Origin of the sequence: Stackebrandtia nassauensis DSM 44728 (assembly GCF_000024545.1) — a bacterium.
Taxonomy (GTDB): domain Bacteria; phylum Actinomycetota; class Actinomycetes; order Mycobacteriales; family Micromonosporaceae; genus Stackebrandtia; species Stackebrandtia nassauensis.
Window position 1 is genome coordinate 4261648 of record NC_013947.1, and the last position, 12581, is coordinate 4274228.

General features: G+C 68.9%; 16 protein-coding genes and 1 pseudogene. All 17 read right to left on the reverse strand.

From position 1 onward, the window contains the following. Window positions 1–4: 4 nt before the first annotated feature. Complete coding sequence (locus tag SNAS_RS19685; RefSeq protein WP_013019214.1) at window positions 5–394, reverse strand: RidA family protein; 390 nt, start codon at window positions 392–394, stop codon at window positions 5–7. Then, window positions 391–1122, reverse strand: coding sequence for a bifunctional 1-(5-phosphoribosyl)-5-((5-phosphoribosylamino)methylideneamino)imidazole-4-carboxamide isomerase/phosphoribosylanthranilate isomerase PriA (gene priA / locus SNAS_RS19690; protein WP_013019215.1), 732 nt, complete (start codon window positions 1120–1122; stop codon window positions 391–393). Before priA ends, SNAS_RS19685 begins: the two co-directional genes overlap by 4 nt. Next, a complete protein-coding gene (gene hisH, locus SNAS_RS19695; RefSeq protein WP_013019216.1) occupies window positions 1122–1730 on the reverse strand; it encodes an imidazole glycerol phosphate synthase subunit HisH in 609 nt (202 codons plus the stop codon). The genes priA and hisH overlap by 1 nt, the downstream gene beginning before the upstream one ends. Beyond that, entirely contained in the window at window positions 1727–1888 is a 162-nt protein-coding gene (locus SNAS_RS35880; RefSeq protein WP_169313905.1) for a hypothetical protein, read from the reverse strand. The genes hisH and SNAS_RS35880 overlap by 4 nt, the downstream gene beginning before the upstream one ends. Beyond that, the gene (gene hisB / locus SNAS_RS19700) at window positions 1889–2500 is read right to left on the reverse strand and encodes an imidazoleglycerol-phosphate dehydratase HisB (protein ID WP_013019218.1); all 612 of its coding nucleotides are present in this window, start codon (window positions 2498–2500) and stop codon (window positions 1889–1891) included. Continuing rightward, window positions 2497–3582 carry a histidinol-phosphate transaminase gene (locus SNAS_RS36300; protein WP_013019219.1) on the reverse strand — a complete coding sequence of 362 codons (1086 nt, stop codon included), beginning with the start codon at window positions 3580–3582 and terminating at the stop codon, window positions 2497–2499. Before SNAS_RS36300 ends, hisB begins: the two co-directional genes overlap by 4 nt. After that, window positions 3579–4868, reverse strand: a complete 1290-nt coding sequence (hisD, locus tag SNAS_RS36305) for a histidinol dehydrogenase (protein WP_013019220.1) — start codon at window positions 4866–4868, stop codon at window positions 3579–3581. The genes SNAS_RS36300 and hisD overlap by 4 nt, the downstream gene beginning before the upstream one ends. Before the next feature lie 108 nt (window positions 4869–4976). Further along, the gene (locus tag SNAS_RS33025) at window positions 4977–5738 is read right to left on the reverse strand and encodes a DUF2567 domain-containing protein (RefSeq protein WP_013019221.1); all 762 of its coding nucleotides are present in this window, start codon (window positions 5736–5738) and stop codon (window positions 4977–4979) included. Between the two features lie 59 nt (window positions 5739–5797). Further along, window positions 5798–6715: pseudogene (locus SNAS_RS19720) on the reverse strand (MinD/ParA family ATP-binding protein); the annotation flags it as partial. A gap of 258 nt (window positions 6716–6973) precedes the next feature. After that, complete coding sequence (locus tag SNAS_RS19725; RefSeq protein WP_013019223.1) at window positions 6974–7912, reverse strand: RluA family pseudouridine synthase; 939 nt, start codon at window positions 7910–7912, stop codon at window positions 6974–6976. After that, window positions 7905–8492 carry a signal peptidase II gene (lspA, locus tag SNAS_RS19730; RefSeq protein WP_013019224.1) on the reverse strand — a complete coding sequence of 196 codons (588 nt, stop codon included), beginning with the start codon at window positions 8490–8492 and terminating at the stop codon, window positions 7905–7907. Before lspA ends, SNAS_RS19725 begins: the two co-directional genes overlap by 8 nt. Window positions 8493–8531: 39 nt before the next feature. After that, window positions 8532–8999 carry a TraR/DksA family transcriptional regulator gene (locus tag SNAS_RS19735; protein ID WP_013019225.1) on the reverse strand — a complete coding sequence of 156 codons (468 nt, stop codon included), beginning with the start codon at window positions 8997–8999 and terminating at the stop codon, window positions 8532–8534. A 201-nt stretch (window positions 9000–9200) separates the two neighbouring features. Next, a complete protein-coding gene (locus SNAS_RS19740) occupies window positions 9201–9812 on the reverse strand; it encodes a hypothetical protein (RefSeq protein ID WP_013019226.1) in 612 nt (203 codons plus the stop codon). 158 nt (window positions 9813–9970) lie between these two features. Next, entirely contained in the window at window positions 9971–10735 is a 765-nt protein-coding gene (locus SNAS_RS19745; RefSeq protein WP_013019227.1) for a DivIVA domain-containing protein, read from the reverse strand. Between the two features lie 80 nt (window positions 10736–10815). Further along, window positions 10816–11100, reverse strand: coding sequence for a YggT family protein (locus SNAS_RS37700; RefSeq protein WP_041626562.1), 285 nt, complete (start codon window positions 11098–11100; stop codon window positions 10816–10818). Between the two features lie 82 nt (window positions 11101–11182). Next, window positions 11183–11764, reverse strand: a complete 582-nt coding sequence (locus SNAS_RS19755; RefSeq protein ID WP_013019229.1) for a cell division protein SepF — start codon at window positions 11762–11764, stop codon at window positions 11183–11185. 52 nt (window positions 11765–11816) lie between these two features. Beyond that, the gene (locus tag SNAS_RS19760) at window positions 11817–12566 is read right to left on the reverse strand and encodes a YggS family pyridoxal phosphate-dependent enzyme (RefSeq protein ID WP_013019230.1); all 750 of its coding nucleotides are present in this window, start codon (window positions 12564–12566) and stop codon (window positions 11817–11819) included. Between the last annotated feature and the right edge of the window lie 15 nt (window positions 12567–12581).

A 12581-nucleotide genomic window follows, 5' to 3' on the forward strand; every position in this document is an offset into this window, starting at 1 on the left:
CTCCTCAGTCCTGGTGGTATGCCTCGACTTCCACTTCGACGAGTTGGTCGGGGTGGAGGAGGTGGGAGACGACGACGAGGGTGGCCGCGGGTTTGACGAGGCCGAACAGTTCGCCGTGGGCGCGGCCTACCGGGTCGGCGTGGACCGGGTCGGTGACGTACATGCGGGTGCGGACGACGTCGGTGAGGCTGGCTCCGGCTTCCACGAGCGAGTCCAGGGCGATGCGGAAGGCTTCCTTGGCCTGGGCGGCGACGTCGCCGACGTGGACGACCTTGCCGTCGACCGTTGAGGTGCAGCCGGAGCTGATGACCCAGGGTCCGGCCTTGACGGCGCGGACGTAGCCGTAGAGCTGTTCCCAGGGGCCGCCGGAGGCGATGCGTTTGATGTCGGTCATCTGTGGCCTTCCGTGACGGCGAGGGCTTCGGCGACGGTGAACTTGCCCTCGTACAGGGCGGTGCCGATGATGGCTCCCTCGACGCCGGTGTCGACGAGGGTCATCAGGGTGCGGATGTCGTCGAGTGTGGAGACTCCGCCGGAGGCGATGACGGGTTTGTCGGTGTGGGAGCAGACCTGGCGCAGCAGGTCGACGTTGGGGCCCGACAGCATGCCGTCGCTGTTGACGTCGGTGACGACGTAGCGGGCACAGCCGGCGGTTTCCAGGCGGGCCAGGGTTTCGAAGAGTTCGCCGCCTTCGCGGGTCCAGCCGCGGGCGGCGAGGCGGCCGCCTCGGACGTCGAGGCCGATGGCGACGCGGTCGCCGTGGGCGGCGATCGCGTCGTCGCACCATTGTGGGTCTTCCAGGGCGGCGGTGCCGATGTTGACGCGGGCGACCCCGGCGTCGAGGGCGCGGTTGAGGGAGGCGTCGTCGCGAATGCCGCCGGACATCTCGACGTTCATGGAGACGCGTTCGGCGACCTTGGCCAGCAGGGCGGCGTTGTCGCCGCGGCCGAAGGCGGCGTCGAGGTCGACCAGGTGCAGCCAGGTCGCTCCCTGGTCCTGCCAGGCCAGGGCGGCGTCGATCGGGTCGCCGTACTGTTTGCCGCTTCCGGCGACGCCCTTGACGAGTTGGACGGCCTGGCCGCCGGTGACGTCGACCGCGGGCAGCAGGGTCAATGTGGTCACTAAAGGCTCCTCACCCAGTTGGACAGCAGTGTCAGTCCGGCCGAGCCGGATTTCTCGGGGTGGAATTGGGTCGCCGAGACGGTGTCGCGGCTGATCGCGGCCACGAAGGGGTCGCCGTAGTCGCAGGTGGCGACCTGGGCGCCGGGGATGGTTCCGTGGACGGCGTAGGAGTGGACGAAGTAGAACCGGGCGTCGGGGGCCAGGCCCTCGAACAGCGGCATGCCGGTCTGGTCCACCGTGTTCCATCCCATGTGGGGGACGCGTTCGGCGCGCAGCGCGGTGACCTCGCCGTCGAAGACGCCCAGGCCGGTGGTGCGGGTGCCGTGCTCGGTTCCGGCGTCGAACAGGATCTGGGCGCCGACGCAGATGCCGAGGACGGGGGTCGCGGCGGCGCGGCGTTCGGCGATCACCTTGTCGCCGCCGCAGGAACGGATTCCGTCCATACAGGAGGCGAAGGCGCCGACGCCGGGGACCACCAGGCCGTGGGCGCGGACCGCGGCGGCGGTGTCGGCGGTGACGGTGACGTCGGCGCCCGCGTGTTCCAGGGCGCGCGCGGCCGAGCGGAGGTTTCCGGAACCGTAGTCGAAGACGACGACCGACGGCTTCACGTGGGCCACAGCCACAGGATGCCGCCCGCGATGGCCACGGCCGCGAGGACGCCCAGCACGATCGCGGGGAGCGGTTTCTTGGCCTTGGCGGCCGAGACGACACCGCCGATGAGGAACCCTCCCACGCCGATCATGAGGATCGGCACGACACTCTCCACTTACAACACGCCTTTCGTACTGGGGACCTCGTCGAGGCCGTCCAGTTCGGACGCCGAGCGCAGCGCGCGGGCGAGCGCCTTGAACTGGGCCTCCACCACGTGGTGCGCGTCGGGACGCTGACCGTGGTTGGCGGCGCGCAACACCGAGACGTGCAGCGTAATACGGGCGTGGTGACCGAAGGATTCCAGGATGTGGCGGGTCATGCTGGTCGGGTAGTCGGTGTTGATGGTGGGGGCCAGTTCCAGCGGTTCCTCGTGCACGACGTAGGGGCGGCCGGACAGGTCGACCACGGCGCGGGCCAGGACCTCGTCCAGCGGCACGGTGGCGTCGGCGAAGCGGCGCACGCCCCGGCAGTCGCCAAGGGCCTGGCGGTAGGCCTCGCCCAGGGCGATGGCGGTGTCCTCCATGGTGTGGTGGGCGTCGATGTGCAGGTCGCCCTCGGTGCGCACCGTGAGGTCCATGGCGCCGTGTTTGCCCAGCTGGTTGAGCATGTGGTCGAAGAAGCCGACGCCGGTCGACACCTCGATGATCCCCTGGGGAGCGTCGAGGTCGAGTGAGACGTGTACCGAGGTCTCCTTGGTGGTACGGCTCACGGTTCCGGTGCGGCTCACGGGTTCTCCTTCAGTACGGCTGTCAGTGCTTCGAGGAACGCGGTGGTCTCGTCGGGGGTTCCGGCGGTGACGCGCAGCCAGCCGTCCAGGCCGACATCACGTATCAGCACCCCTCTATCTACCAACGAGCGCCACACGGCTTTGGAATCGGCCAGGGAGCCGAACAGTACGAAATTCGCGTCGCTGGGCGCGACGGCCAGACCCAGCCGGGTCAGTTCGGTGACGACGCGGTCCCGTTGCTCCTTGATGGCTGCCACTGTGGACAGCAGGGTCGGGGCGTGGCCGAGGGCCGCGCGCGCCGCCGCCTGGGTCAGCGAGGACAGGTGGTAGGGCAGCCGCACCAGTTGCAGGGCGTCCACGACCGCCGCGTCGGCGGCCAGGTAGCCCAAGCGGGCCCCGGCGAAACCGAAGGCCTTGCTCATGGTGCGGGTGACGACCAGCCGCGGGTTGCCCCCCAGCAGCCGCAGCGCGCTGGGCACGCCGTCGCGGGCGAACTCGGCGTAGGCCTCGTCCACGACCACCAGGCCGGTTCCGGCTTCCAGCACGGCTTCCACGACGTCGAGGCCGAGCGCGGTGCCGGTCGGGTTGTTGGGCGAGCACAGGAACACCACGTCGGGACGGTGCCGTGTCACCTGGTCGACGGCGCGCTCGGCGGACAGTCCGAAGTCGGCCTCGCGGTGGCCGTCGACCCAGGCGGTGCCGGTGGACGCCGAGATGAGCGGGTGCATGGAGTAGGCGGGCGTGAAGCCCAGCGCGGTCCGGCCGGGTCCGGCGAAGGCCTGTAGCAGTTGCTGCAGGATCTCGTTGGATCCGTTGGCGGCCCACAGGTTCGCCACGTCGAGGTCGTGGCCCAGGTAGTTGGCCAGGTCGCGACGCAGTTCGACCGCGTCCCGGTCGGGGTAGCGGTTGAGGTCGCGCACCACACCCGACAGTGCTTTCTCGATGGACGCGGCGACCTCGCCCGGCAGCGGGTACGAGTTCTCGTTGGTGTTGAGCCGCACCGCGACGTCCAGTTGCGGCGCGCCGTAAGGGCTGCGGCCGCGCAGGTCGTCGCGCAGCAGCCGCTGGATCTCGTCGGTCACCGGCCGAACCTCGCCGTGACCGCCTTGCCGTGCGAGGGCAGGTTCTCGGCCTCGGCCAGCCGGACCACGTCGTCGCTGACGGCTGCCAGGGCCTCGCGGTCGTACTCGATGACCTGGATCGGCCGCAGGAAGCTCGTGACGGACAGGCCGGACGAGTGCCGGGCGCAGCCGCCGGTGGGCAGGATGTGGTTGGACCCGGCGCAGTAGTCGCCGAGCGAGACCGGCGAGTACGGGCCGACGAAGATGGCTCCGGCGTTGGTGACCCGCATCGCCAGTTCGCGGGCGCCCTCTGTCTGGATCTCCAGGTGCTCGGCCGCGTAGGCGTCCACTACCGACAGTCCTTGTTCGAGGTCGTCGACCAGGACGATGCCCGACTGCGGGCCCGACAGCGCGATCCGGATCCGTTGCGCGTGACGGGCTTCGTCGACCATGGCCTTGACTTCGGCGTCGACGGCGTCGGCGAGGGCCGCCGAGGGCGTGACGAGCACGCTGGCGGCCTCGGGGTCGTGTTCGGCCTGGCTGATCAGGTCGGCGGCCACGTGGGCGGCGTCGGCGGTGTCGTCGGCCAGCACCGCGATCTCGGTGGTTCCGGCCTCGGCGTCGATGCCGACCAGGCCCCGCACCGCGCGTTTGGCGGCGGTGACGTAGATGTTGCCCGGGCCGGTGATCATGTCGACCGGCGCGCATTCGTCGGCGCCGTAGGCGAACATGCCGATGGCGGCGGGACCGCCGACGGCGTAGACCTCGGTGACGTCCAGCATCGCGCACACGGCCAGGATCGTGACGTCGGGCAGTCCGGTGGCGCGCTGCGGCGGCGAGGCGACCGCGATCTGCGGCACCCCGGCCAGCTGCGCCGGCACCACGTTCATGACCACACTGGACGCCAACGGTGCCAGCCCGCCGGGGACGTAGAGCCCGACGCGCCGCACCGGCACGAACCGCTCGGTGACCACGCCGCCCGGAGCGACCTCGGTGACGAGGTTCTCGCGACGCTGGGCGGAGTGCACCGCGCGCACCCGCGAAACGGCCTCCTCCAGCGAACCCCGCAGCGCGGGGTCCAATGAGTCCAGTGCGTCGCGCAGGGCCTCGGCGGGTACCCGCAGGCTGTCCAGCTCGACGCCGTCGCGTTCGGCCGTCACGCGTCGGATCGGGTCGGCACCGTGATGCGCGATGGCGTCCAGCAGCGGCTGGATCTCGGCCAGCGCGGCGGCGACGTCGAAGCGCGCCCGGGGAAGCAACCCCGCGGGAATGTCGGTGGACCCTCGTAGATCGATGCGTTTCAGCACGCCATCGAGGGTAGTCGCCCTCGACTCATCGATGTCTGGGTGTTTCGCGTAGTGGGAGCTGCGGCTGTGTGACAACGCACTCGCGGTCGCCACGCGCGCGCCGATCCGTCAGAAGTCGTCCTCGCCGGGCAGCCGTTCGGCGCGCAGCGACGCGTACTTGGACCAGCCCGCGCACACCGTGTAGATGAACGCGGCGGCGAAACCCATGGTGGCCAGCACGCCCAGCGACAGGTGGTCCCACATCCCGGCCAGGTCGCCGCGAACCATTGCCTCCCAGGCGGTGTCGATCTTGCCGGGTTCGCCGGTGCCGAAGGGGTGGAAGTCGACCATGAGCAGGTCGGGGGCCCGCCAGGTGTGCCAGCCGACCCGCACCGAGTCCAGCGAGTTGAGGTAGTCGTCACGTCCGAACCGGCCGAACCGCCACGCGACGGTCTGGCACAGGATCGAACCCAGCACCAGCCCGGTCAGCATCAACGGGCCGCGCCGCGAACGCCACCCCAGCCACAGCACCAGCGCCACCGTGATCCCCGCGCCCAGGCCCAGCAGCGCGAAGACGCCGTCGTCGCCCATGTACTGCTCGGGGTTCTCCTCGGTGAAGGCCCAGCCGCCGTCGACCCGCACCATCTCCACCCGGGGCGCCAGCAGGTTCCACAACGCGCCCAGCGGAAAGCCCAGAACGGTCAGCAGCGCGACGATCCCGGTGGCGGCCAGCAGGTCCCGGCGACGGCGCGACCCGCGGCGCCACATCCGCGACAGCCGCGACTCATCCGGGTCATCGAAGGGGTCGGGCGCGACGTCGGAGGCACCCGCCGCGGCGGGTGCCAGCTCGATGGTGTCCGATTCGTCGCGCGACCGTTCGGAAGAAGTCATCGCCCCGATCTTTTCATGCCCGCGCCGCAGGCCACGACCAGAGGCGGCATGGTGCCTGGTTAGAACGATCGGATGATCGTGGCGGCGGCGTTGAGCCACGCGTCCTGGGTGGTGTCGCGCAGCTGCGAGTACTTGATGGCCGAGCCGGGTTCCAGGGTCGGGTCGTACGGGACCACCGCGACGTCGCGGGTGCGGCTCTTGAAGTGGGCGGTCAGGTCGTCGAGCAGGGTGCCGGGGCGGGGCGTCGGGCAGGACAGCAGGGTCACCGCGTTGGCGACCAGGTCGACGTAGCCGTCGGACACCAGCAGGTCCAGCATCCAGTCCGCGGTGAAGGCGGCGTCCTCGCGGGGCACCGAGGTCACGACGAGCTGGTCGGCGTTGGACACGACGGTGCGCCAGTTCTCGGACTCGACGTTGTTGCCGGTGTCGATGCAGATGATGTCGTGGGTGCGGGTCAGGATGTCCAGCACCCGCAGCACCGTCTCGGGATCGAGCTTGCCCGCCAGTTTCGGGTCCTCGTCACCGGCCAGGACGTCGAAGGAGCCGTCGGCCGAGTGCCGCAGGTAGTCGTCGGCGATCTCGGCCAGCTGGGTCCCGGCGGCCTCGACCTGGGCCAGGTCGTTGACGAGGTGGCGGATGGTGCGGGCGTGGCGGGCGGTACCGGCGCGCAGGCCGAGGGTGCCGCGCAGTTCGTTGTCGTCCCAGGCGATGACGCCCTTGCCGCGGGCACTGCCGAGCGCGGCGGCCGTCAGCACCGTGGCGGTGGTCTTGTGGACCCCGCCCTTGGGGTTGACGAACGCGATCACCCTGGGGCGCCCCAGATCGCGGCGCAGTTCCTTGAGCGCCGGGTGGCGGCTGAGGTCCCTGCCGGGGGACGGTTCGGCCGCACCCCAGGCCAGCGGTTGCCGCGGCGGCGGCACCACCTCGCTCGACGGGTAGTCCTGCTGCGGCGGCGGCGACAGGGTCGCGGTGTCATCACCGCGCTGTCGACTGCGGCTCAACAGGGTTCGCCACCGTGGCGTCTGCTCGGACCGCTTGGCGGACCAACCATCGGTGGTACCCACGCTCACCTCCAGCTCCGGGGGAATGGCACGGTCGAGCCGCGCCTGACGACAACTGACTCCCAGCCTACGGAATTCCCGCGAGCCCCACTAGCGGCCCGTAAAAGAATTGCCCGTCTGATGCGCGAATACCGCCACAATCTCCCCCAACGTGGGATGTGGGCTTACGCGGCGTCAATCCAGGCCGCGCAATACCCGCAGCGCGTGGGCGAGATCTGGTGGATCCTCGCAGCGGAACTCCACCGGCTTGGCGGTGCCGGGGTGGATGAACCCCAGCCGGTAGGCGTGCAGCCACTGGCGAGTCAGGCCAAGCTTAGACGCCAAGGTCGGGTCGGCACCGTAAATCAGGTCCCCGACACACGGGTGTCGCAAAGCCGAGAAGTGCACCCGGATCTGATGTGTGCGACCGGTTTCCAGCTGAACGTCCAGCAGGCTGGCCGCCGGGAACGCCTCGAGGGTGTCGTAGTGGGTGATGCTGGCGCGGCCACCGGCGCGGACCGCGAACTTGAAGTCGTGTCCGGGGTGGCGGGCGATCGGGGCGTCTATGGTGCCGCGCAACGGATCCGGGTGGCCCTGGATGACGGTGCGGTAGCGCTTGTCGACCTCGCGCTGTTTGAAGGCGCGCTTGAGCGCCGAGTAGGCGCGTTCGCTCTTGGCGACCGCCATCAGGCCGCTGGTGCCCACGTCGAGGCGGTGCACGATGCCCTGCCGCTCGGGCGGGCCGTGGACGCTGATGCGGTGTCCGGCGGCGGCCAGTCCCGCGACGACGGTGGGGCCGTTCCAGCCGGGGCTGGAGTGCGCGGCGACGCCGACGGGCTTGTCCACCACCGCGATGTCGTCGTCGGAGTAGATGACGGCCAGTCCCTCGACGAGTTCGGGTTCGGGGGCCGAGGCGGGCTTGGGGGGTTCGGGCAGCAGCACCGACAGCTGGCCGCCAGCGGCCACCCGGGTCGACTTCATGCACTCCTGGCCGTCGACGGTGACCTCTCCGGCGCTGACGAGTTCGGCCGCGACGGTGCGCGACAGCCCGAACAGCCGCGAGATCACCTGGTCGATGCGCAGTCCGTCGAGGCCGTCGGGGACCAGCACCTCCCGCGATTCCCGGTTACTCATCGGCGGCTTTCGGTTCGGCCTTGGTCGCCCGGGTGCCGTCGACGCGGCGACCGCGCACTTCCAGCAGGATCACCAGTGCGACGCCCACGACCAGCGAGGAGTCGGCGAGGTTGAAGATCGCCCAGTAGCCGCCCGCCGGGTGGAACAGGCTGATGAAGTCCACGACGTGGCCGTGCAGGAAACCCGGTTGCCGGAACATCCGGTCCACGATGTTGCCCAGCGCTCCCCCGGCGATCAGGCCCAGCGCGATGGCCCAGCCGACCGAGCCCAGTCGGCGGAACGCGTACCACACGATCAGGCACACGACGGTGATCGCGACCAGGCTCAGCGCCCAGGTGTAGTCGCTGGCCATGCTGAAGGCGGCGCCGCTGTTGCGGGTCAGGGACAGGTAGATCGCCCCGCCCAGCAGCTTGACCGGTTTGGCGGGGTCGACGGTCTGCACGACGATGATCTTGCTGACCGCGTCGATCACAATGGACGAGACGGCCACGGCCGCGAAGAGCAGCAACAGCCGGGAACGGCGCATGGTGGGCATTCGTTTGTCGGCAGCGGGAACGACGGTGGGGTCGTTACTCGTCACCGTCGCTCCTTCGGGAAAACCGGACTCCCGTCGCGCCGGTCAGCGACGTTCCTCCACGCTCTTACAATCGACGCACAGCGTAGCCGACGGGAACGCGGCCAGCCGAGCGGCCGGGATGTTGGTCCCGCACTTCTCACACACGCCGTAGTCACCGTCCTCGAGCCGTTCCAGCGCCCGCTCCACCTGCACCATCCGGTCCCGGACGCTGTTGGCGAGGCTGATCTCCTGTTCCCGCTCCACGGTCTTGGAGCCGGAGTCGACCTGATCGTCACCGGCGGAGTCGGACAACCGTTCCTTCTGCATCTCGCTGATGCCCACGATGGCCTCGGCGTGTTCGGCACGCAACTCGGCGAGCCGTTCCTCCAGAGCCAGCCGCACCTCTTCGGTGTCCTTGGCGCTGCGCTTGGACTTGGCCTTGACGGCGGTTTTCGCGGTCGAGGCGGCTTTCTTCGCCGGCGGTTCCGCGGTGGCGGTGTCCCCGGACGGCTTCTTCTTAGTAGATGTCATGGCGCGCTCTCAGGAGGGGTCGGCATGGACAACTGCATCCTGGCGGGATCGCGAACTGTGGCATTACCATCCCCCAGAATTCGATAGCAAGAAAGCCCCTGTTATGGGGCTCGCGCGGCAGGTCTGCCGCGCGGTTAAGGGAAGATGATACGCCACAACAGTCACACAAGCAACCAATCGGCCACTCAGATGAAGCGGTTGTTAACGCCGCGTGGGCTCCCGCAGCAGCGACTGGGCCGGACGACACAGCGCGCAGGCGCCGAATCCCAGCTCAACGGCCTCGTAGGCGGGCAGCGGCTCGGCGTCGCGACCCACGAGGTGGACGCAGCCGCCCAGGTGGAACCGGGGCCGGCCGTCCACGACCATGACCTCGGCGTCCATCCGCATCAGGGCGGCGGCCTCGACGCTGGACATCGGCACCTCGGCGGGCTCGTCGGACGGGACCGCCTCGGTCTCGACGTCCATGTCCACGGTCGGGCGACCACCGGACTCGGCCGGGGTGTCGGCCTCATCGGGGCCGGACTCGGCGACGGGGGCGTCGTCGCGGGAGCGGGGCACCACGGCGGTGTCGTCGGCGCGGCCACGCAGCCGCGAATCGGTCTCGGCCTCGTCGGAACGGGCCGGGCGTCTGGCGCGGGTGCGCGAGGCGGCGGCGCGGCGCGACTTGGTGCGCCGGGAGGCGCCGTACAGGCACACCGCCGCCAGCAGGCTGGCGATGATCGTGCCCACCAGATACGTGTCATCGCCGCGCACCAGGCCCATCACGAGCAGGACGACTCCGGTGAGCAACAGCAGCAAACTACCGACGATCATGAGCTATAACTCCACTGGGTTCTATGGGGTCGGCGCGGCATGGTTAAGAGTATTGGGGGATGCGATATGGGTGTCGCGCGGGATGCGATCTATAACACCCCACGCGACACCCATATTAAGCACAACGCGCCAGACCCGTTCGGGTTACGCTCAAGCGGCTAGCGCACCGCGTCGTTGCCCGCCGCGGTCAGCGCGGGCGAGGGGCCCGAGGAGCGCAGTTCGCCCTGGTCGCTGGAGTCGCCCTCGATGACGCCCTCGCCGCGGCCGGTCAGGTCGCGAAGCTGGCTCTCCAGGTACGCCTTCAGGCGGGTGCGGTACTGACGCTCGAAGGTCTTGAGTTCTTCGATGTGTTTGTGGAGCGCGGCACGCTTCGACTCCAGGTTGTTCATGATCTCCTTGTGGCGCCGCTGGGCTTCCTCCTCCAGCGACTCCGCCTGGCTGCGCGCCTTGGTGAGCACCGAGTCGGCCTCGGTACGGGCCTCGGTCAGCACCGTGTCGGCCTCGGAGCGGGCGCTCTCGAGGTGGTCGTCGGCGGTGCGCTGGGCGACCATGAGCAGGCGCAGCGCCTGCTGCTCCCCGCCTTCGGGGCCCTGGGCTCCGGGTCCGTTGGACAGCGCGCCGGAACGGCGCAACTCGTCCAGCTCGGACTCAAGGGCGGCGGCGGCCTTCTCAGCCTGGACCTTCTCGTGCTGCAGCCGCTCGAACTCCGCGAGCAGTTCGGCGTTGTCCACCGATCCGGCCGGGGCTCCGGCCGCGAGCTGCTCGTTCTGCTTGCGCAGTTGGTTGTTCGCCTCGATGAGGCGCTCAAGCTCTCGCTCCACCTCGTCGAGGAAGTTGTCCACCTCGTCCTCGTCGTACCCGCGGTTGCCAATCGGGGCCTTCTTGAACGAAATGCTATGCACATCGGCCGGGGTCAGCGGCATCGAAAACTCCTACAAGTCTTACGGCGACCCGGTGGGGCCACTCGTTTTGCCTCAGCGTAGGTCAAGTCGTGGGCCGCGCGCTACCGCAGCAACCACGACCCCACCACATAGGTCTTCAGGATGAAGACAATGAGCAATAGTGCTATGAACGCAAGGTCAAGCGCCACCGTACCAAGACGCAAAGGGGGTATCAGTCGACGCAACCCTTTCAGGGGAGGGTCGGTAGCCGAAAAGATGAGTTCCAGGGCTATCGCGGTGCCCCGATTGGGTTCCCAGCGTCGGGAGAAACGCACGACCGCGCCGGCCACGAGTCTGGCAAGCAACAGAAGGTAAAACACATATAGCGCAAGGTAAAGACTCTGCATTATCGTGTCAAACACGTGTTATTCGCCTCGCTCGGCCGTGCGAATCGAAGCCAGTGGAAGTCCCTATGTTCGAAACACCCTCTCAGCTCTGATTGAAGAACCCGCCTTCGGCGATCTTCGCCTTGTCCTCGGCGGTCACCTGAATGTTCGCCGGGCACAACAGGAAAACCCGGTTGGTAACCCGATCGAAGCTACCACGGGATCCGAAGACCAGTCCGGCGGCGAAGTCGACAAGCCGCTTGGCGTCCGACTCGTCCAGTTCGGACAGGTTCATGATCACCGGGGTACCGTCGCGATAGGCCTCACCGACGGTGCGGGCCTCGTTGTACGTGGTGGGGTGCACCGTGGTGATCCGGTAGTCCGGGTTCTCGGTGACCAGCATCGGCCGTTCCCTCGCGGCCGGTTCCGGCGCGAGGGCGAGATTGTCCCTGGTCAACGAGGTGACGGTCGACGAGGGACGGGACAGGTGCCGGACGGTCGAACGCTCGGTGCCCCGGTCGGAGCCGCGCTCGGCGCGACTCAACCTCCGAACCCGCGACTGGTCATCGCTGGCGCGGACGGCACGATCGTCAAACTCGTCGGACTCGTCATATTCGTCGTAGCGACGGTCCTCGTCATCTTCGATCAAGCCGAGCCAGACGCCCGCCTTGCGCATAGCGCCCATTGACTTCTGCTCCCTCCCGGCTGACGGTTCACCTAATTACACTTGTGTACTTTTACTTCGTCTCGAAAGCGTACCTGAGATCATCTCGGCGTCCGAGCAATTTGCTACCCAATCTGATCTCCGTCGCGCCGAAGGAGATCGCCTCCGCGTAGTCCGCGCTCATCCCCGCCGAGACGATATTCGCGTTCGGGGCCAAGGCTTGGATCTTCGCGGCGCGTCGCGCCACCGCCTCGAACGCGCGGCCCGGTTCCCACCCCAGCGGCGCCACCGCCATCACCCCGCGCAGCCGAAGTCCCTGGCAGGCAAGGATCTGAGCGGCCAGCGCCTCGTCGTCGGCCTCCGCCACGCCGCCCCGCGCGGTGTCGGAGTCCACACTCAACTGCATCAGTACGTCAAGTGGACTGTCGCGTTGCGAGCGTGCCTCGGCGTCGAGCGCCGTGACCAGGCTGGAGCGGTCCACCGACTCGACCATCGAGGCGTAGGACACCACCGAACGGCACTTGTTGCGTTGCAGCCGCCCGACGAAGTGCCAGCGCACCTCGGTTCCGGACGCGGCGACCTCGGCGGCCTTGGCGGCGGCCTCCTGGTCCCGGTTCTCCCCGAAACCCCGGACCCCCAGTTCGGCCAGCGCGCACACGTCGGCGGCCGGATGGGTCTTGGAGACGACGACCAGTTCCACACCGGACGGGTCGCGACCGGCCGCCTCGCACGCGGCGGCGATGTCGGCCCGCGTGGCACGCAGGTTCTCGGCCAGCTGGGCCCGGCGAGCCTTGGTCGCCGTGCCCGTACTACGCGAACTCAAGAATCGTTCTTCAGG